This is a genomic window from Kaistia defluvii (assembly GCF_026343955.1).
GTDB classification, from domain to species: Bacteria; Pseudomonadota; Alphaproteobacteria; order Rhizobiales; family Kaistiaceae; genus Kaistia; species Kaistia defluvii.
This window is the reverse complement of record NZ_JAPKNI010000004.1, coordinates 116,971-134,319: the sequence shown is the minus strand read 5'-3', so window position 1 is coordinate 134,319 and position 17,349 is coordinate 116,971. Positions and strand designations below refer to the sequence as shown.

Here is a 17,349-nt window from a genome sequence, read left to right as displayed (position 1 = left end):
GCCCTTCCGGAGCTGGGTCGGCTGTACGGCAGCCGACCGCGACATTAAGTATATATTGATCATGTCGCGATTAGCATGATTGGATCACAATCTTCGGATTGTCTCCGTCGGTAGGAACAGCAGGATCCGAATTTTCGACCGCTGGCTGGACGGGAGTCGAGCCGGAAGAGACATCGAAGAAAGTCGTTTGGAGGTTCCGAGCCTGAACGACAGCGAGGTAGACGGATGAGCAAAGTCAGCGGAAGCGACACTAAGAATACGCTCTATTGCTCGTTTTGCGGCAAGAGCCAGCATGAGGTGCGCAAGCTGATCGCAGGCCCGACCGTGTTCATCTGCGATGAATGCGTCGAGCTGTGCATGGACATCATTCGCGAGGAATCGAAGTCCTCGCTGGTGAAATCGCGCGACGGCGTCCCGACGCCGCTCGAGATCTGCGCGGTCCTCGACGATTATGTGATCGGCCAGCGCCACGCCAAGCGCGTGCTGTCGGTTGCCGTTCACAACCACTACAAGCGGCTGAACCACGCGGCGAAGAACAACGACGTCGAGTTGTCCAAGTCGAACATCCTGCTGATCGGCCCGACCGGTTGCGGCAAGACGCTGCTGGCGCAGACGCTCGCCCGCATCCTCGACGTGCCGTTCACCATGGCTGACGCGACGACCCTGACCGAGGCTGGCTATGTCGGCGAGGATGTCGAGAACATCATCCTCAAGCTGCTGCAGTCGGCTGACTACAACGTCGAGCGGGCCCAGCGCGGCATCGTCTATATCGACGAGGTCGACAAGATCTCCCGCAAGTCGGACAACCCATCGATCACGCGCGACGTGTCGGGCGAGGGCGTCCAGCAGGCGCTTCTGAAGATCATGGAAGGCACGGTTGCCTCCGTGCCGCCGCAGGGCGGCCGCAAGCACCCGCAGCAGGAATTCCTGCAGGTCGACACGACGAACATCCTGTTCATCTGTGGCGGCGCCTTCGCGGGGCTCGAGAAGATCATCTCGGATCGCGGTCGCTCAACCTCGATCGGCTTCGGTGCCCGCGTCTCGGCGCCGGAAGATCGCCGCACCGGCGAGCTGTTCCGCAATGTCGAGCCCGAGGATCTGCTGAAGTTCGGCCTGATCCCGGAATTCGTCGGCCGTCTGCCGGTTCTGGCGACGCTCGAGGATCTCGACGAGCCGGCGCTGATCACCATCCTGACCGAGCCCAAGAACGCCCTGGTCAAGCAGTACCAGCGCCTGTTCGAGATGGAGAATGTCGAGTTGACGTTCCATCCCGACGCGCTTTCGGCGATTGCCAAGAAAGCTATCGAGCGCAAGACCGGCGCCCGCGGCCTCCGCTCGATCATGGAAGCGATCCTGCTGGAGACGATGTTCGACCTGCCCGGCCTCGACGGCGTGCAGGAAGTCGTCATCTCGGCCGAGGTCGTCGACGGGTCGGCCCGTCCGCTCTACATCTATGCGGAGCGGCAGGAAGATGCCGTCGCCAGCGCCGGCGCATAAACGCAGGCTGCCATAGTGATTTGAACGGCGGGGCATGTACCCGCCGTTTTTTTGTCTTCGGCGGGAATGGCGAATGGCGGGTCCGCGCGATGGCCTATCCGCCGATCCGGCCTCCTGTTTCAACCGCCCCGCTGCGGCTTTGCGGCAACAGCGGGCAGGGCAGGTGCCCCATGCTAAGGCCGCCGATGAAAAGCCGGATCCGAACCGCATTCTGCATCGCCCGGACAACTTGACACCCCGATGGTGCAACGCCACCTAATGGACAACGCATCGCGAGATGCTCCGACCCCTGAGTCGATCTGCCGGCCCAATTCTCCCAGGCCGGTGGCTCATCTCCCAAGCCGAACGGTGCCAGATTTGGGCCGTACCCGGTTCGAAAGGAATGCCTCATGACAGCTGATACCAAGCGTTCGATCGGCCTCGAAGCAGGCGACGAACTCTATCCGGTCCTGCCGCTGCGTGACATCGTCGTGTTCCCGCATATGATCGTGCCGCTTTTCGTCGGGCGAGAGAAGTCGATCCGTGCGCTGGAAGAGGTGATGCGGGCGGACAAGCAGATCCTGCTGGCGACCCAGCAGAACGCCAGCGACGACGATCCGGCGCCGGAGGCGATTTTTCCCGTCGGTACGCTCGCCAGCGTGCTGCAGCTCCTGAAGTTGCCGGACGGTACGGTAAAGGTTCTGGTCGAGGGCATCGCCCGCGCCGAGATCCAGCGCTACACCGACCATGACTCCTACTACGAGGCCTATGCCACGGTGCTTGTCGACGATTTCGGCGACAAGGTCGAGGTCGAGGCTCTGTCGCGCTCGGTGGTCACCGAGTTCGAGAACTATGTGAAGCTGAACAAGAAGGTCTCGCCCGAGGTCGTCGGCGCGGTCACGCAGATCGACGACTATTCGAAGCTGGCGGACACGGTCGCCTCGCATCTCGCCATCAAGATCCCGGAGAAGCAGGCCATCCTGGCTCTGCCGACCGTTGGCGCGCGCCTGGAGCGTGTGCTGGGCCTGATGGAGAGCGAGATTTCGGTTCTTCAGGTGGAAAAGCGCATCCGCTCCCGCGTCAAGCGGCAGATGGAGAAGACCCAGCGCGAGTACTATCTGAACGAGCAGATGAAGGCGATCCAGAAGGAACTGGGCGACCAGGAGGACGGCAAGGACGAACTCGCCGAACTCGAGGAGCGCATCGCCAAGACAAAGCTGTCGAAGGAAGCCAACGAGAAGGCGATGGGCGAGCTGAAGAAGCTCCGCCAGATGTCGCCCATGTCGGCCGAAGCGACGGTGGTCCGCAACTATCTCGACTGGCTGCTCGGCATTCCGTGGGGCAAGCGCTCCAAGGTCAAGCACGACCTGCGTTTCGCGCAGGAGGTGCTCGATGCCGATCACTACAGCCTCGACAAGGTCAAGGATCGGATCATCGAGTATCTGGCCGTCCAGAGCCGTGCCAACACGCTGAAGGGGCCGATCCTCTGCCTCGTCGGCCCTCCGGGCGTCGGCAAGACCTCGCTGGCTCGTTCGATCGCCAAGGCGACCGGCCGTGAATATGTCCGCATGTCGCTCGGCGGCGTGCGCGACGAGGCCGAGATCCGTGGCCATCGGCGCACCTATATCGGCTCGATGCCCGGCAAGGTCATCCAGTCGATGAAGAAGGCGAAGAAGGCCAACCCGCTCTTCCTGCTCGACGAGATCGACAAGATGGGTCAGGACTTCCGCGGCGATCCGTCTTCGGCGCTGCTCGAGGTGCTGGATCCGGAGCAGAACAGCACGTTCAACGATCATTACCTCGAGGTCGACTACGACCTGTCGAACGTGATGTTCGTGACGACCGCCAACACGCTGAACATCCCCGGCCCGTTGATGGACCGTATGGAGATCATCCGGATCGCCGGATACACCGAGGATGAGAAGCTCGCGATCGCCAAGAACCACCTGTTGCCGAAGGTCGTGAAGAACCACGGCCTGAACGACAAGGAGTTCTCGCTGGACGATGAGGCGCTGCGTTTCGTCATCCGCCGCTACACGCGGGAGGCCGGCGTGCGGAGTCTGGAGCGCGAGTTGGCCACGCTGGCGCGCAAGGCGGTCAAGGACATCCTGCTGAAGAAGGTGAAGTCGGTCGAGGTCAACGAGAAGATCGTCGAGGAGTATCTCGGCGTCCCGCATTATCGCTATGGCGAGGCGGAGCTCGAGGACCAGGTCGGCGTCGTGACGGGCCTCGCCTGGACGGAAGTCGGCGGCGAGATCCTGACGATCGAAGGCGTCATGATGCCCGGCAAGGGTCGCATGACCGTCACCGGCAACCTTCGCGACGTGATGAAGGAATCGATCTCGGCGGCGGCGTCCTATGTCCGCTCGCGGGCTGTCGATTTCGGCATCGAGCCGCCGCTGTTCGACCGGCGCGACATTCACGTGCACGTGCCGGAAGGCGCGACGCCCAAGGATGGACCTTCGGCCGGCATCGCGATGGTGACCGCGATCGTCTCGACCATGACCGGCATCGCCGTCCGCAAGGACGTCGCCATGACGGGCGAGATCACGCTGCGGGGTCGCGTCCTGCCGATCGGCGGGTTGAAGGAGAAGCTGCTCGCGGCGCTGCGCGCCGGGATCAAGACGGTGATGATCCCCGAGGACAATGCCAAGGATCTCGCCGAGATCCCGGACAATGTGAAGAACGGCCTCGAGATCATCCCGGTCGCCCGGATGGACGATGTTCTGGCACACGCTCTGGTGCGTAAGCCGGAGCCGATTACATGGGATGAGAGCAAGGTGGTGGCCGACAAGGCGGTCGTCGCCGAGGACGATCCGGCATCGGCTCTGACGGCTCACTAACGGCTCAATCCTGCGAAAAAGAAGACGCCCGCCCCCTCGGCGGGCGTTTTCATGCGCTATTTCACCGAATTATCGGCCAAAAGCGCAGAATTCCGCCAGTTTCGCTTGCCTTTGGCCTCGTTTTCAGTGATTTCTCGCGCTCGGTCGGGTCATGCGAATCGTCCCGGCTCAAGACCTGAGAAAGGATCATCCATGGCTAACAAGAACGATCTCATCGCTGCCGTCGCCGAGCGTACCGGCACGTCCAAGGCCGCCGCCGCGGAGGCTGTCGACGCCACGTTCGACGTGATCACGGCTGCCCTGAAGTCGGGTGACGAGGTCAAGATCATTGGCTTCGGTAATTTTAGCGTCGCCGCGCGCGCCGCGAGCGAAGGCCGCAATCCGCGTACCGGCGAGACGATCCAGATCGCCGCTTCCAAGACGCCGAAGTTCAAGGCCGGCAAGGGCCTGAAGGACGCCGTCAACTAAGCCATTCTCGGCTTGTTGGGTTTCTACGGCCTTGCGCTTCCGGCGCGAGGCCGTTTTATTTTGTGCGTGCAACGCAAAGGCTCGATTTCCGGACTTGTAAGGCAGGGCGCTTTTCGCCTACACGTCTCGGCGCTGCAGGACACTGCGGGCGATTAGCTCAGTTGGTAGAGCGCCTCGTTTACACCGAGGATGTCGGGAGTTCGAGTCTCTCATCGCCCACCACGCCTCCGCGCCACGCGCGCCGGCCTCCTGCGCCCCTCTCCCTTCTTCCCTGCTTTGATCTCCCTGTTGGGCTCAATCACTTCCTGGAGCCCCTGTGTCGATTTGCGCCCTATGCGGTCCGATGGTGGCTGGCGGGATACGCGCGGCTTCGTGCGCGTGAACCGTCTGGGTAAACAGTTAGGGAAGGGCCGTTTTGGCCGGTTCCAGCGGTTTTCGCCGGCTTATCCGGTTTTCCACAATACCGCTGGATCGCGTGCTTGACTTGGATAGGTCGGTACCGTACTTCAGCGCTCAACACGACGCGGCGACGAGCTGCGGCGCCCCCGGAAGGGGACCCCAGCGGGGGTGTAGCTCAGTTGGTTAGAGCGCCGGCCTGTCACGCCGGAGGTCGCGGGTTCGAGCCCCGTCACTCCCGCCATTCATTCTACCGAGCCCCGGATTGCAATGCATCCATGGGCTGGACATGAATTGGAAGCCGTCACGGACCTCACGGGTTCGATGCGCTTCCGGTTCTTCTGCACGATGCGGCCAAGGCCGTGTCGACCCGAAAGGGGCACCCGCGGGGGTGTAGCTCAGTTGGTTAGAGCGCCGGCCTGTCACGCCGGAGGTCGCGGGTTCGAGCCCCGTCACTCCCGCCATTCTCTCCCAGTCTCCATCGATGTGTTCTGGACCGGGCGTCATTCGCCGCCGCGTTTCACTCGCGCGCCGGTTGCGTAACTTTCCTTTGCCTCTATGAATGCGCGGAGTCTTCTTTGCGAAGAGTGCGCCGCCGATGACCTCGATTGACGCCGTCCTGCCACCTCCGCGTCTCGATCCTGTCAGGATCCTGCGCGCGCTCCTGCTGGCTCTCGCCGTGGTGGCGCCATGGGCCGTTGGCATCGCCGTGGGCGAGGCCGCGAACGGTTCGGTTGCCGCTTTTGGCGCGTACCTGCTGATTGTTTCTTTCCCGACCGTGCCGCTTGTCCGGCCGTTTGCGACACTCGCGGCCTCGGCGCTTGTCCTGAGCTTCTTCGCCGGCCTTGGCGCGAGCATTGCGCTCGGCAGCCCCGCCTTCTTCATCGTCGCCGTTCTGGCCGCGCTCGCTCAGGCTGCCGCCGAGCTCCAGGGTGGCCCGCTGCGCCTGCCGGTGGCATTGGGTGCGCTGGCCTTCTTTCTGGCGGTCGGGCAGATGCCGGCGGGCGGAGCGCTGATCTATGGCGGGCTCTTCCTCGCTGGCGCTCTGTGGGGCGGCCTCATCGCGGCCGTCGTGCTTCCCAAGGCGCCGGCGAAGCCTGCTCCCAAGGCAAGCGGGGAGGCGGCTGCTACGCGCTTTCTCGGCGTTGCAGCGGCGACGAGCCTGCTCGGCGCGCTGGCGGCAGTCTTCGTGCCAAGCTCCCATCCGGGATGGCTGCCGGCTGCGGCGCTGCGCGTTCTCAAGCCGACGCGGGCCGAGACCCTGCGCCGCATGAAGCAGCGCGGCATGGGCAGCCTGCTGGGCGCGGCGGCGGGCGGATTGATCCTCGGCTGGGCCAGCGCCGCCTGGCTGCAAGCGTTGCTCGTGGGCGGGCTGGTATTCGCCATGCTGACGATCGGGGCCAAGCGCTATGGCGCGTGGACCTTTTGCCTGACGGCCGTCGCACTCGCCTTCGACCTGGGGCCTGCGGCGCATCCGCTTCCCGTGGCCGTCGACCGGGTTTTGCTGACGGTCGGAGGCCTGTGTGTCGCCGTCATCGCCATCGGCCTGCTGCCAGTCGGCGCGACGACGCCGGCCGGGGCCGCGCCGACGCGGACCGAGAGCGGCCTTCCGAGCAAGAATGGGTGATGGCGGACTTCGCTCGGGCGACCGCCATGTTGATTTCCGCCGCGCCGCCGCCACCTGCATGCCTCGCCGCGGCGAATACTTATGCTGCGGCGCAATGACGATAGGATTAGATCGAGAGCCGTGACAAGTTTATCATCCTGTTGCTGGCCTCGGTCACCAATGATTCGAATCCGGTCGGCATATCAGGGGGTTCTCATGGAAACTCTACTGCCTTTGATCATCCAGGTGGTTGCCGGCTTGATTGGCGGCAACGCGGCCGGCGCGGCGCTCAAGGAGAAGAGCCTCGGGACGACCGGGAACTCGATCGCCGGGGGCGTCGGCGGCATCATTCTGGGACAGATCCTGCAGGCACTGATGGGCGGCGCGGCGCCGGACGCGGGTGCCGCTATGGCCGGCATGGACATCGGCAAGATCGTCACGGACATTGTGGGGGGCGGCGCCGGTGGCGCGATCCTGACCGCCATTGTCGGCATGTTGAAGAATCAGGTTTCCGGCGCGCGATAGCCGCACCGGCATCCCGTGCGGGATCGTCTCCGCGGAAGCACAGGCTGAGAAAAATGGGGGCGATTCGTCCCCATTTTTAATGAAAGCCGCCCTTATGGTGAACTGCCGGTTTCCACCGGCAATCGGGCGCTTTCCGTGCCTTTCGGCGGGACATCTCGCCGCACGCCTCATTGCTTTCATTTCTCCAGTTCTAATTTTTGCCGGTTTTCGGCCGGGATGCGCTAGGGTAGGGCTCCAGGGCGCTTCCTCCGAGCGGGCTTGGGGCTTGCCACGTCTGTTCGCCTCCGATAAGCCTCGCCTCATGTTTCGACCGCCGCCCCGGCGGATCGCCGCCTTTTCGCGGCCGGCCGATATCGTAGTTGAGTGAAACGCTTGGCGGCCTTTTTGCGCCGCACCATCCGAAGGCGGCGGCGCGGCTGCCCGGGGATGGAGCAACGGAGCCGGATTCATGGAAGACCTGTTGCGCGAATACCTTCCGATCGTCGTGTTCCTCGGGATCGCCCTCGTGATCGGTCTGGCGCTGCTGATTTCACCGTTCCTTGTCGCCTATCGCAATCCGGATCCCGAGAAGCTCTCCGCCTATGAGTGCGGCTTCAACGCCTTCGACGATGCGCGCATGAAGTTCGACGTCCGGTTCTATCTCGTCGCAATTCTGTTCATCATCTTTGATCTCGAAGTCGCCTTCCTGTTCCCCTGGGCCGTCGTGTTCGGCGATCTCGGCTGGTTCGGCTTCTGGTCGATGATGAGCTTCCTGGCCGTGCTCACGATCGGCTTCATCTACGAATGGAAGAAGGGAGCGCTCGAATGGGATTGAGCGGAACCTCTGGCACCCAGGTCGCGCAGCGGCCCAAGGGGCTTGTCGATGCGTCGGGCCGCCCGCTGGGCCATGACGATCCCTTTTTCATGGACGTCAACAACGAGCTGGCCGACAAGGGCTTTCTGGTCGCCGCCGCCGACGACCTGATCACCTGGGCCCGTACCGGCTCGCTGATGTGGATGCAGTTCGGCCTCGCCTGCTGCGCCGTCGAGATGATGCAGGTCTCGATGCCGCGCTACGACGTCGAGCGCTTCGGCTTCGCGCCGCGTGGCTCGCCGCGCCAGTCGGACGTGATGATCGTCGCCGGTACCTTGACCAACAAGATGGCCCCCGCGCTCCGCAAGGTCTACGACCAGATGCCGGAGCCGCGCTACGTCATCTCGATGGGCAGCTGTGCCAATGGCGGCGGTTACTACCACTATTCCTATTCGGTGGTGCGCGGCTGCGACCGTGTCGTGCCCGTCGATATCTACGTTCCGGGCTGTCCGCCGACGGCCGAGGCGCTGCTCTATGGCGTTCTGCTGCTGCAGAAGAAGATCCGCCGCACCGGCACTATCGAGCGCTGAAGGTACAGCATGGAAGAGACCCTCAAAGAGCTCGGTGACTACATCGTCGCGCAGCGCGCCGGCGATGTGATCGGCTTCGAGGTCGCCTATGGCGAGCTCACCGTCACCGTCCAGCGCGACGCGATCCTCGATCTCGTCACCTGGCTGCAGCGCGATGCGAATACCGGCTTCATCAGCATCATCGATGTCTGCGGTGTCGACTACCCGCAGCGCGAGATGCGTTTCGACGTCGTCTACCACCTGCTGAGCCCGACGCGGAACCTGCGCATCCGGCTGAAGCTCGAGACGGATGACGTCACCCCGGTTCGCTCGATCACCTCGGTGCTTCCGGGCGCGGACTGGTTCGAGCGCGAAGCCTATGACATGTACGGCATCCTGTTCACCGGTCACCCGGACCTGCGGCGCCTGCTCACCGATTACGGCTTCGAAGGGCATCCGCTGCGCAAGGATTTCCCGCTGACGGGCTATGTCGAGGTTCGCTACGACGACCAGCAGAAGCGCGTCGTGTACGAGCCCGTGAAGCTGACGCAGGAATTCCGCGACTTTGACTTCCTCTCCCCCTGGGAAGGCACGGACTACGTGCTGCCGGGCGATGAGAAGGCCAAGGAAGCTCCCAAGCCCGAACAGAAGCCGAGCTGAGGCACCCATGGCAGAAGCCCAGGTTCGTCCATTCAATATCAACTTCGGTCCCGAGCATCCTTCCGCGCACGGTGTGTTGCGTCTGGTGCTGGAACTCGATGGTGAAATCGTCGATCGCGTTGATCCGCATATCGGCCTGCTGCATCGCGGCACCGAGAAGCTGATCGAGACCAAGACCTATCTTCAGGCTGTGCCTTATTTCGACCGGCTCGACTACGCCGCGCCGATGAATCAGGAACATGCCTTCGCGCTCGCCGTCGAGAAGATGCTCGAGATCGAAGTGCCGAAGCGCGGCCAGCTGATCCGTGTTCTCTTCTCCGAGATGGGCCGTCTCCTGTCGCACATCCTGAATGTGACGACCTGGGCGATGGACTGCGGCGCGCTGACGCCGCCGCTCTGGGGGTTCGAGGAACGCGAGAAGCTGATGATCTTCTACGAGCGCGCGTCCGGCTCGCGGATGCACGCCGCGTATTTCCGGCCGGGTGGCGTTCACCAGGACATCCCCGAGCAGCTTGTCCGCGACATCGGCGATTTCTGCGATCCTTATCTGCGGCGGCTCGACGATCTGGATCGTCTCGTCACGGGCAACCGCATCTTCAAGCAGCGCAATGTCGATATCGGCGTGCTGACGCAGGAAGAAGCCTGGAAGTGGGGCTATTCCGGTGTGCTGATCCGCGGCACGGGCGCCGCCTGGGATCTGCGCCGTTCGCAGCCCTACGAGTGCTATTCGGAACTCGAATTCGATATCCCGACCGGGGTGCATGGCGACAATTATGATCGCTATCTCGTCCGCATGGCGGAAATGCGCGAGTCGATCCGGATCATGAAGCAGTGCGTGAAGCGCCTGCTGGGTACCGAGAAGACCGGCCCGGTCTCCTACACCGACAACAAGATCGTTCCGCCGAAGCGCGGCGAGATGAAGCGCTCGATGGAAGCGCTGATTCATCACTTCAAGCTCTACACCGAGGGCTACCACGTGCCCGCCGGCGAGGTGTATGCGGCTGTCGAGGCGCCGAAGGGCGAATTCGGCGTCTATCTTGTGGCGGACGGCTCGAACAAGCCATACCGCTGCAAGATCCGCGCTCCGGGATTCGCACATCTCCAGTCGATGGACTTCCTGTGCCGCGGCCACATGCTGGCCGACGTCTCCGCGGTGCTGGGCTCCATCGATATCGTGTTCGGAGAGGTTGACCGCTAATGTCCGTACGTCGTCTCGCATCCGAGCAGCCGCAAAGCTTCGCCATCTCGCCGGACAATCTGGCCTGGGCTGAAAAGCAGTTGCTGAAGTTCCCGGAAGGGAAGCAGGCTTCGGCCGTCATTCCGCTGCTCTGGCGTATCCAGGAGCAAGAGGGTTGGGTCTCCGAACCGGCGATCCGTTGGGTCGGCGAGTTCCTCGACATGCCCTACATTCGCGTCCTCGAGGTTGCCACCTTCTACACGATGTTCCTGCTGGCCCCGGTCGGCAAGAAGGCGCACATCCAGGTCTGCGGCACCACCCCCTGCATGCTGCGGGGCGCCAACAAGCTGATCGACCGGTGTCGCGAGCGCATCCATCCCGAGCCGTTCCACGTCTCGGCCGATGGCAATCTGTCGTGGGAAGAGGTCGAGTGCCTCGGCGCCTGCGTGAACGCTCCGATGCTGCAGATCGTCCCTGATACCTATGAGGATCTGACTGTCGAGACCCTCGACAAGCTGATCGACGACATCCAGGCCGACCGGCCGATCAAGCCGGGTCCGCAGATCGAGCGCCACCACTCGGCGCCCGTGGGCGGCTTCCGCGCGCTGACGACCCCCGAGCTCTATGACGGTTCGATGGTCGGGCAGGGCGCTGGCTTGGCGGCCGCGCGCGAAGCGATCGCCGCTCGCGCGGCCGCCGCCGAGGAGGCTGCGCGAGCCGCCGCCAATCCTGCTCCTGCCGAGGCTCCCGCCGCTCCCGCCGTCAAGGCGCAGGGCGAGGCCGACAAGGAAAAGGTTCCCGATCAGGTCAAGCAGACCGTGCCGGCTTCGGACCCTTCGGTCCGCCCGGATGCGGCCAAGAAAGAGTAGAGGGGCGGACGATGCTTTCGGACAAAGACCGCATCTTCACGAATATCTACGGTCATCATGACTGGGGCCTGCAGGGCGCGCTGAAGCGCGGTTCGTGGGATGGCACCAAGACCATCCTCGAGGCTGGTCGCGACTGGATCGTCGACCAGATGAAGGCCTCGGGCCTGCGCGGCCGTGGCGGGGCCGGTTTCCCGACCGGCCTGAAATGGTCGTTCATGCCCAAGCAGAACGACGGCCGGCCGCATTACCTCGTCATCAACGCCGACGAATCCGAGCCGGGCACCTGCAAGGATCGCGAGATCCTGCGCCATGACCCGCATCACCTCGTCGAAGGCGCGCTGATCGCCGGCTTCGCGATGGGCGCGCATGCCGCCTACATCTACGTGCGCGGCGAATTCATCCGCGAGCGCGAGCATCTGCAGGCCGCCATCGACCAGGCCTATGACGCCCGCCTGATCGGCAAGAACAACGTCCATGGCTGGGACATGGACATCTATGTCGCCCATGGCGCCGGCGCTTATATCTGCGGCGAAGAGACGGCTCTGCTCGAAAGCCTTGAGGGCAAGAAGGGCCAGCCGCGCCTCAAGCCGCCGTTCCCGGCGAATGTTGGCCTCTATGGCTGCCCGACGACGGTCAACAACGTCGAGAGCATCGCGGTTGCGCCCACCATCCTGCGTCGCGGTCCCGCCTGGTTCTCGTCGATCGGCCGCGCCAACAATGTCGGCACCAAGCTGTTCGGCATTTCCGGCCATGTGAACACCCCCTGCATCGTCGAAGAGGCGATGGGCATCCCGTTCAAGGAATTGATCGAGAAGCACGGCGGCGGCATTCGCGGCGGCTGGGACAATCTGAAGGCGATCATCCCCGGCGGCGCTTCCTGCCCGATCATCCCGGCCGACCAGTGCGAAGACCTGATCATGGACTTCGACGGCACCCGCGCCGTGAAGTCGAGCTTCGGCACGGCCGGCGTGCTCGTCATGGATAAGTCGACCGACGTCATCCGCGCCATCGCCCGCATCGCGTACTTCTTCAAGCATGAGAGCTGCGGCCAGTGCACGCCATGCCGCGAAGGTACCGGCTGGATGTGGCGCGTGATCGACCGCATGGCGCGCGGCGAAGCTGAGAAGCGCGAAATCGATATGCTCCTCCAGGTCACGACCCAGGTCGAAGGCCACACGATCTGCGCGCTCGGCGACGCCGCGGCATGGCCCATCCAGGGCCTGATCCGGCATTTCCGGCATGAGATCGAGGAGCGGATCGACCTCTATTCCCGCAACCCCAGGCCGGTCGAACGGCAGATGATGGAAGCGGCGGAGTAAATCATGGCCAAGATCATCGTTGACGGCATCGAAGTCGACGTTCCGCCGGACTACACGCTGCTGCAGGCGGCGGAAGCCGCGGGCGCCGAAGTGCCGCGTTTCTGCTTCCACGAGCGTCTGTCGATCGCCGGCAATTGCCGCATGTGCCTTGTCGAGGTGAAGGGCGGACCGCCGAAGCCGACCGCTTCCTGCGCCATGAACGTGCGCGACCTGCGTCCGGGCCCGAACGGCGAGCCGCCGGTCATGCTCACCAAGTCGCCCATGGTGAAGAAGGCACGCGAAGGCGTGATGGAGTTCCTGCTGATCAACCACCCGCTGGATTGCCCGATCTGCGATCAGGGCGGCGAGTGCGATCTCCAGGACCAGGCCATGGCCTATGGCGTCGACAAGAACCGTTTCGCCGAGAACAAGCGCGCCGTCGAAGACAAGCATATCGGCCCGCTCGTGAAGACGTCGATGAACCGCTGCATCCACTGCACGCGTTGCGTCCGCTTCACCACGGAAGTCGCCGGCATCTCCGAGCTCGGCCTGATCGGCCGTGGCGAGGACGCCGAGATCACGACCTATCTCGAGAAGGCGCTTTCGTCGGAACTGCAGGGCAACGTCATCGACCTTTGCCCGGTCGGCGCGCTGACCTCCAAGCCCTATGCCTTCCAGGCCCGTCCCTGGGAACTGACCAAGACCGAGTCGATCGACGTCATGGACGCGGTCGGTTCGAACATCCGCGTCGATACGCGCGGCCGCGAAGTGATGCGCGTGCTGCCCCGCCTCAACGAGGCGGTGAATGAAGAGTGGATTTCGGACAAGACGCGCTTCATCTGGGACGGCCTGCGCACGCAGCGTCTCGACCGTCCGTATCTGCGCGTCGACGGTCGCCTGAAGCCGGTTTCCTGGGCGGAGGCCTTCGCTGCCATCGCCGACCGCGTCAATGCGACGTCGGGTTCGAAGATCGGCGCGATCGCCGGTGATCTGGCCGCCGTCGAAGAGCTTTATGCTCTGAAGGCGCTGATCGGTTCGCTGGGCTCCTCCAATCTTGACGCCCGCCAGGATGGCGCGAAGCTCGATCCGGCGCTTGGCCGTGCGAGCTACCTGTTCAACCCGACCATTGCCGGCATCGAGCAGGCGGACGCGATCCTTATCGTCGGCGCCAATCCGCGCAAGGAAGCGTCGGTGCTGAACGCCCGCATCCGCAAGCGCTGGCGCGCCGGCAATGTGCGCATCGGCGTCGTCGGCGAGCATGTCGACCTGACCTATCCGCATGACTACCTCGGCGCCGGTCCCGAAACCCTCGGCGAGATCGCTGCCGGCAAGGGCGCGTTCGGCGAGATCCTCGCCAACGCCAAGCGGCCGATCATCATCGTCGGGCAGGGCGCTCTGGCCCGCGACGACGGCAAGGCCGTGCTGGCCGCGGCCGCTGCCATTGCGTCGGCTCCGGGTCGTGACGAAGGCTGGAACGGCCTCGCCGTGCTGCACACCGCCGCTTCGCGCGTTGGCGCCCTCGACGTCGGCTTCGTGCCGGCGGAAGGCGGGCTCGATGTCGCCGGCATGGTTTCCGCCGCAGGGCAGGGCGCGCTCGACGTGCTCTTCCTGCTCGGCGCCGACGAGATCGACACCACGAGCCTCGGCTCGGCCTTCGTCGTCTATATCGGCACCCATGGCGACGCTGGCGCGCACCGCGCCGACGTCATCCTGCCGGGAGCGGCCTATACCGAGAAGTCCGGCACTTTCGTCAACACCGAGGGCCGCGTGCAGATCGCCAACCGGGCCGGCTTCCCGCCCGGCGACGCGCGCGAGGACTGGGCCATTCTTCGCGCCCTGTCCGACGTGCTCGGCCACAGGCTGCCCTTCGACTCGCTCGGCGAACTGCGCAGGGCGCTCTATGCGGCCCATCCGCATCTCGCGGCTGTCGACACGGTCCGCGCCGGCGATTTGGCCGACGTGGCGGCGCTGGCTTCGGCCGGCGGCTCGCTCGGCTGGGCGGCTTTCGCCAATCCGATCCATGATTTCTACCTGACCAACCCGATCGCACGCGCCTCCGCCATCATGGCGGAATGCTCGGCGCTCGCGGCCGGCCAGCTTGCCGCTGCTGCGGAGTGAGGCGGGAATGAACGGCTTCGTCGAAAACTACCTCATCCCGGGCGCGATCATGGTCGGGCAGAGCCTGCTTGTGCTCGTGCTGCTGCTGGTCTTCATCGCTTATGTCCTGCTTGCCGACCGCAAGATCTGGGCGGCGGTGCAGATGCGTCGCGGCCCCAACGTGGTCGGCGCGTTCGGCCTGTTCCAGTCCTTCGCGGATCTGCTGAAGTTCGTCCTGAAGGAACCGGTCATTCCGTCCGGCGCCAACAAGGGCATCTTCCTGCTCGCGCCGCTCGTCACGGTGACGCTGGCGCTTGCGGGCTGGGCGGTGATCCCGTTCAATTTCGGCTGGGTGATCGCCAACCTCAATGTTGGCGTGCTCTACCTGCTGGCGATCTCGTCGCTCGGCGTGTACGGCGTCATCATGGGCGGCTGGGCTTCGAACTCGAAGTACCCGTTCCTGTCGTCGCTGCGCGCCGCCGCCCAGATGGTCTCCTATGAAGTCTCGATCGGCTTCGTGATCGTCACCGTGCTGCTCTGCGTCGGTTCGCTGAACCTCACCGACATCGTCATGTCGCAGCAGACGGGTCTCGGGACCAAGCTCGGCCTGCCGGGAAGCTTCCTTGACTGGTACTGGCTCGCGCTGCTGCCGATGTTCGTGATCTTCTTCATCTCGGCGCTGGCGGAAACCAACCGTCCTCCCTTCGATCTCGTCGAAGCGGAATCCGAGCTCGTCGCCGGATTCATGTCGGAATATGGCTCGACCCCGTACATGATGTTCATGCTCGGCGAGTACGCATCGATCTGCCTGATGTCCGCCATGACGACCATCCTGTTCCTGGGAGGCTGGCTGCCGCCGGTGAACGTCGCGCCCTTCACCTGGGTGCCGGGCATCGTCTGGTTCGTGCTGAAGGGCTCCCTGGTCTTCTTCATGTTCTCGATGGTGAAGGCCTTCGTGCCGCGCTACCGCTACGACCAACTGATGCGTCTGGGCTGGAAGGTATTCCTGCCGATCTCGCTGGGCATGGTCGTTGTGGTCGCCGTTGTTCTGCAGACCATGGGATGGGCACCGTGATGCGCCTCGACCAGACCGCCAAGTCGATCTTCCTCACGGAATTCGTGTCCGCCTTCTTCCTGGCGATGCGCTATTTCTTTGCGCCGAAGAAGACCGTGAACTATCCGTTCGAGAAGGGGGCGCTGAGCCCGCGCTTCCGCGGCGAGCACGCGCTGCGCCGCTATCCGAACGGTGAAGAGCGCTGCATCGCCTGCAAGCTGTGCGAGGCCATCTGCCCCGCCCAGGCGATCACGATCGAGGCCGGCCCGCGCCGCAATGACGGCACGCGCCGGACCACGCGTTACGACATCGACATGGTGAAGTGCATCTATTGCGGCTTCTGCCAGGAAGCATGCCCTGTCGACGCCATCGTCGAGGGACCGAATTTCGAGTTCGCGACGGAAACGCGCGAGGAGCTCTACTACGACAAGGAAAAGCTTCTCGCGAATGGCGACCGGTGGGAGCGCGAGATCGCGCAGAATATCAGCATGGACGCACCCTACCGCTAGGCGGGGTGTGGTTCCGACGCAATTTTGGAGGGATGCCGCGGCTTGCCGCGCTGTCCGAGGGCACGGATCATGATCCTGCATACCATTTTCTTTTATCTGTTTTCGGGCATCACCATCGCCTCGGCGCTGATGGTGATCTCGTCGCGTAATCCCGTGCACTCCGTGCTCTTCCTGATCCTCGCCTTCTTCAACGCGGCCGGCCTCTTCGTGATGCTGGGTGCGGAGTTCCTGGCGATGATGCTGGTAGTCGTCTATGTCGGCGCCGTCGCGGTGCTGTTCCTGTTCGTCGTTATGATGCTCGACGTGGATTTAACGGAACTGCGCCAGGGCTTCCTTCAGTATCTGCCGGTCGGCGGACTGATCGGGGTCGTGTTGCTGGCCGAGCTGTTGATCGTGCTGAGCGGCTGGGCCTTCGCGCCCGATGTCGTCGGCAATCCGGTCCAGCCCATTCCCGACATGGCGCAGATTTCCAATACGGAAGCGATCGGGCGGCTGCTCTATACCCACTACATCTTCTTCTTCCAGATCGCCGGCTTCGTGCTGCTGGTGGCCATGATCGGCGCCATCGTGCTGACGCTGCGCCACAAGCCGCGGGTCAAGCGGCAGAACATCGCCGACCAGGTCGCGCGGACGCAGAAAGTCGAACTGCACTCCGTCGAGCCCGGCAAGGGCATCTGAGCGAGAGACGAGGAACACCCCATGGCAATTGGTCTCTCCCATTATCTGTCGGTCGCGGCGATCCTGTTTACGATCGGCGTCTTCGGCATCTTCCTGAACCGGAAGAACGTGATCGTCATCCTGATGTCGGTCGAGCTCATCCTGCTCGCCGTCAATCTCAACTTCGTCGCGTTCTCGTCCTTCCTGGGCGATCTCGTCGGGCAGGTCTTCGCGCTCCTGGTCTTGACCGTCGCGGCCGCTGAATCGGCCATCGGCCTTGCCATCCTCGTCGTCTACTTCCGCAACCGTGGCTCGATCGCGGTGGAAGACATCAACATGATGAAGGGCTGAG

At 63.8% G+C, this 17,349-nt stretch carries 16 protein-coding genes and 3 tRNA genes; all 19 read left to right on the top strand.

What is annotated here, in order from left to right; genetic code table 11:
- Positions 1-225 precede the first annotated feature (225 nt).
- Positions 226-1,497, top strand: a complete 1,272-nt coding sequence (gene clpX / locus OSH10_RS11645; RefSeq protein WP_266331910.1) for an ATP-dependent Clp protease ATP-binding subunit ClpX — start codon at positions 226-228, stop codon at positions 1,495-1,497.
- Positions 1,498-1,886: 389 nt separating this feature from the next.
- A complete protein-coding gene (gene lon, locus OSH10_RS11640; RefSeq protein ID WP_266331909.1) occupies positions 1,887-4,319 on the top strand; it encodes an endopeptidase La in 2,433 nt (810 codons plus the stop codon).
- Between the two features lie 192 nt (positions 4,320-4,511).
- Complete coding sequence (locus OSH10_RS11635; RefSeq protein ID WP_266331908.1) at positions 4,512-4,787, top strand: HU family DNA-binding protein; 276 nt, start codon at positions 4,512-4,514, stop codon at positions 4,785-4,787.
- Positions 4,788-4,933: 146 nt separating this feature from the next.
- Positions 4,934-5,009 (top strand) — tRNA-Val (locus tag OSH10_RS11630).
- Between the two features lie 341 nt (positions 5,010-5,350).
- Positions 5,351-5,427, top strand: a tRNA-Asp gene (locus OSH10_RS11625).
- 143 nt (positions 5,428-5,570) lie between these two features.
- Positions 5,571-5,647: transfer RNA gene (locus OSH10_RS11620), tRNA-Asp, on the top strand.
- Between the two features lie 134 nt (positions 5,648-5,781).
- Entirely contained in the window at positions 5,782-6,810 is a 1,029-nt protein-coding gene (locus OSH10_RS11615; protein WP_266331907.1) for an FUSC family protein, read from the top strand.
- A gap of 195 nt (positions 6,811-7,005) precedes the next feature.
- Entirely contained in the window at positions 7,006-7,314 is a 309-nt protein-coding gene (locus OSH10_RS11610) for a hypothetical protein (RefSeq protein WP_266331906.1), read from the top strand.
- 448 nt (positions 7,315-7,762) lie between these two features.
- Complete coding sequence (locus OSH10_RS11605; protein WP_266331905.1) at positions 7,763-8,128, top strand: NADH-quinone oxidoreductase subunit A; 366 nt, start codon at positions 7,763-7,765, stop codon at positions 8,126-8,128.
- Entirely contained in the window at positions 8,119-8,697 is a 579-nt protein-coding gene (locus OSH10_RS11600; RefSeq protein WP_266331904.1) for a NuoB/complex I 20 kDa subunit family protein, read from the top strand. Before OSH10_RS11605 ends, OSH10_RS11600 begins: the two co-directional genes overlap by 10 nt.
- A gap of 9 nt (positions 8,698-8,706) precedes the next feature.
- The gene (locus OSH10_RS11595; RefSeq protein WP_266331903.1) at positions 8,707-9,336 is read left to right on the top strand and encodes an NADH-quinone oxidoreductase subunit C; all 630 of its coding nucleotides are present in this window, start codon (positions 8,707-8,709) and stop codon (positions 9,334-9,336) included.
- Between the two features lie 7 nt (positions 9,337-9,343).
- On the top strand, positions 9,344-10,534 hold the full coding sequence (locus tag OSH10_RS11590) for an NADH-quinone oxidoreductase subunit D (RefSeq protein ID WP_266331902.1): 1,191 nt from the start codon (positions 9,344-9,346) through the stop codon (positions 10,532-10,534).
- Positions 10,534-11,382 carry an NADH-quinone oxidoreductase subunit NuoE gene (gene nuoE, locus OSH10_RS11585; protein WP_266331901.1) on the top strand — a complete coding sequence of 283 codons (849 nt, stop codon included), beginning with the start codon at positions 10,534-10,536 and terminating at the stop codon, positions 11,380-11,382. The genes OSH10_RS11590 and nuoE overlap by 1 nt, the downstream gene beginning before the upstream one ends.
- Positions 11,383-11,393: 11 nt before the next feature.
- Entirely contained in the window at positions 11,394-12,701 is a 1,308-nt protein-coding gene (gene nuoF, locus OSH10_RS11580; RefSeq protein ID WP_266331900.1) for an NADH-quinone oxidoreductase subunit NuoF, read from the top strand.
- Between the two features lie 3 nt (positions 12,702-12,704).
- A complete protein-coding gene (gene nuoG, locus OSH10_RS11575) occupies positions 12,705-14,798 on the top strand; it encodes an NADH-quinone oxidoreductase subunit NuoG (protein WP_266331899.1) in 2,094 nt (697 codons plus the stop codon).
- A gap of 7 nt (positions 14,799-14,805) precedes the next feature.
- On the top strand, positions 14,806-15,852 hold the full coding sequence (gene nuoH / locus OSH10_RS11570; RefSeq protein WP_266331898.1) for an NADH-quinone oxidoreductase subunit NuoH: 1,047 nt from the start codon (positions 14,806-14,808) through the stop codon (positions 15,850-15,852).
- Positions 15,852-16,340, top strand: coding sequence for an NADH-quinone oxidoreductase subunit NuoI (gene nuoI / locus OSH10_RS11565; RefSeq protein WP_266332368.1), 489 nt, complete (start codon positions 15,852-15,854; stop codon positions 16,338-16,340). The genes nuoH and nuoI overlap by 1 nt, the downstream gene beginning before the upstream one ends.
- 69 nt (positions 16,341-16,409) lie before the next feature.
- Entirely contained in the window at positions 16,410-17,018 is a 609-nt protein-coding gene (locus tag OSH10_RS11560; RefSeq protein WP_266331897.1) for an NADH-quinone oxidoreductase subunit J, read from the top strand.
- A gap of 21 nt (positions 17,019-17,039) precedes the next feature.
- On the top strand, positions 17,040-17,348 hold the full coding sequence (nuoK, locus tag OSH10_RS11555) for an NADH-quinone oxidoreductase subunit NuoK (protein ID WP_266331896.1): 309 nt from the start codon (positions 17,040-17,042) through the stop codon (positions 17,346-17,348).
- Position 17,349: the final 1 nt, after the last annotated feature.

Excerpts from the sequence above, each read along its gene's own strand:
- clpX (WP_266331910.1), top strand. The coding sequence starts at position 226 with ATGAGCAAAGTCAGCGGAAGCGACACTAAGAATACGCTCTATTGCTCG.
- lon (WP_266331909.1), top strand. The coding sequence starts at position 1,887 with ATGACAGCTGATACCAAGCGTTCGATCGGCCTCGAAGCAGGCGACGAA.
- OSH10_RS11635 (WP_266331908.1), top strand. The coding sequence starts at position 4,512 with ATGGCTAACAAGAACGATCTCATCGCTGCCGTCGCCGAGCGTACCGGC.
- OSH10_RS11615 (WP_266331907.1), top strand. The coding sequence starts at position 5,782 with ATGACCTCGATTGACGCCGTCCTGCCACCTCCGCGTCTCGATCCTGTC.
- OSH10_RS11610 (WP_266331906.1), top strand. The coding sequence starts at position 7,006 with ATGGAAACTCTACTGCCTTTGATCATCCAGGTGGTTGCCGGCTTGATT.
- OSH10_RS11605 (WP_266331905.1), top strand. The coding sequence starts at position 7,763 with ATGGAAGACCTGTTGCGCGAATACCTTCCGATCGTCGTGTTCCTCGGG.
- OSH10_RS11600 (WP_266331904.1), top strand. The coding sequence starts at position 8,119 with ATGGGATTGAGCGGAACCTCTGGCACCCAGGTCGCGCAGCGGCCCAAG.
- OSH10_RS11595 (WP_266331903.1), top strand. The coding sequence starts at position 8,707 with ATGGAAGAGACCCTCAAAGAGCTCGGTGACTACATCGTCGCGCAGCGC.
- OSH10_RS11590 (WP_266331902.1), top strand. The coding sequence starts at position 9,344 with ATGGCAGAAGCCCAGGTTCGTCCATTCAATATCAACTTCGGTCCCGAG.
- nuoE (WP_266331901.1), top strand. The coding sequence starts at position 10,534 with ATGTCCGTACGTCGTCTCGCATCCGAGCAGCCGCAAAGCTTCGCCATC.
- nuoF (WP_266331900.1), top strand. The coding sequence starts at position 11,394 with ATGCTTTCGGACAAAGACCGCATCTTCACGAATATCTACGGTCATCAT.
- nuoG (WP_266331899.1), top strand. The coding sequence starts at position 12,705 with ATGGCCAAGATCATCGTTGACGGCATCGAAGTCGACGTTCCGCCGGAC.
- nuoH (WP_266331898.1), top strand. The coding sequence starts at position 14,806 with ATGAACGGCTTCGTCGAAAACTACCTCATCCCGGGCGCGATCATGGTC.
- nuoI (WP_266332368.1), top strand. The coding sequence starts at position 15,852 with ATGCGCCTCGACCAGACCGCCAAGTCGATCTTCCTCACGGAATTCGTG.
- OSH10_RS11560 (WP_266331897.1), top strand. The coding sequence starts at position 16,410 with ATGATCCTGCATACCATTTTCTTTTATCTGTTTTCGGGCATCACCATC.
- nuoK (WP_266331896.1), top strand. The coding sequence starts at position 17,040 with ATGGCAATTGGTCTCTCCCATTATCTGTCGGTCGCGGCGATCCTGTTT.